The 1,334-nt window shown below is 70.1% G+C and carries 1 protein-coding gene; it reads left to right on the top strand.

From position 1 onward, the window contains the following. Positions 1-1,334, top strand: a 1,334-nt coding sequence (locus JYJ84_RS36820) for an ATP-binding cassette domain-containing protein (RefSeq protein WP_205190314.1), incomplete at both ends; no start/stop codon positions are given.

Raw genomic sequence — 1,334 nt, 5'->3', positions numbered from 1 at the left:
GTCTGCCGGCGCATCGCCTATATGCCGCAAGGCCTGGGCCGGAACCTGTATGCGACGCTGTCCGTCGAGGAGAACCTGCAGTTCTTCGCGCGGCTGTTCGGCCACGATGCGGCGGAGCGGCGCCGCCGGATCGACGCGCTCACGCGCAGCACCGGCCTGCATCCGTTCCTGGAGCGGCCCGCCGGCAAACTGTCGGGCGGCATGAAGCAGAAGCTCGGCCTGTGCTGCGCGCTGATCCACGATCCGGACCTGCTGATCCTCGACGAACCGACGACCGGCGTCGATCCGCTGTCGCGCGCCCAGTTCTGGGAGCTGATCGGGCGCATTCGCGCCGCGCGGCCGGCGATGAGCGTGCTGGTGGCAACCGCGTACATGGACGAGGCCAGGCGGTTCGACCGGCTGATCGCGATGGACGCCGGGCGGGTGCTGGCGACCGGCAGCCCGGACGAGCTGCTGGCCCGCACCGGATGCGGCACGCTCGAGGACGCGTTCGTCGCGTTGCTCCCTGACGCGCAGCGGCGCGGGCACCAGCCGATCCGGATCGCGCCGTTCCAGCCCGATGCCGCCGCCGGTTACGCAATCGAGGCCGACGGGCTGACGATGCGGTTCGGCGATTTCGTCGCGGTCGATCACGTCAGCCTGCAGATCCGGCGCGGCGAGATCTTCGGCTTCCTCGGCTCGAACGGCTGCGGCAAGTCGACGACGATGAAGATGCTCACGGGGCTGCTCCCCGCTTCCGAAGGCACGGCGACACTGTTCGGCCAGCCGGTCGCGGCGGACGACATCGACACGCGCCGGCGGGTCGGCTACATGTCGCAAGGGTTTTCGCTGTACGGCGAGCTGACCGTGCGGCAGAACCTCGTGCTGCATGCGCGCCTGTTCGGCGTGCCGGAGGCGGACGTACCGGGGCGGGTCGCCGAAATGGTCGAGCGCTTCGGGCTGGCCGGCGCGCTCGACACGCTGCCCGAAAGCCTGCCGCTCGGCATGCGGCAGCGGCTGTCGCTCGCGGTCGCGATGGTGCACAAGCCCGAACTGCTGATCCTCGACGAACCGACGTCGGGGGTGGACCCCGTCGCGCGGGACGATTTCTGGCGGCTGATGATCGAGCTCGCGCGGCACGATCGCGTCACGATCTTCATCTCGACGCACTTCATGAACGAAGCCGAGCGCTGCGATCGCATCTCGCTGATGCACGCGGGCCGGGTGCTCGCCAGCGCCGCGCCGGGGGAACTCGTGCGCATGCGCGGTGCCGGCACGCTCGAAGAGGCGTTCATCGCGTACCTGACCGATGCGCAGCGCGCGGACAGCGCGCCGATGGATGAAGCGTCCGACGC

Source organism: Burkholderia sp. LMG 13014 (assembly GCF_905232215.1).
In the GTDB taxonomy this organism is placed as follows: Bacteria; Pseudomonadota; Gammaproteobacteria; order Burkholderiales; family Burkholderiaceae; genus Burkholderia.
The sequence above is the reverse complement of the archived record's forward strand: the minus strand, read 5'-3'. Positions and strand labels throughout refer to the sequence as shown.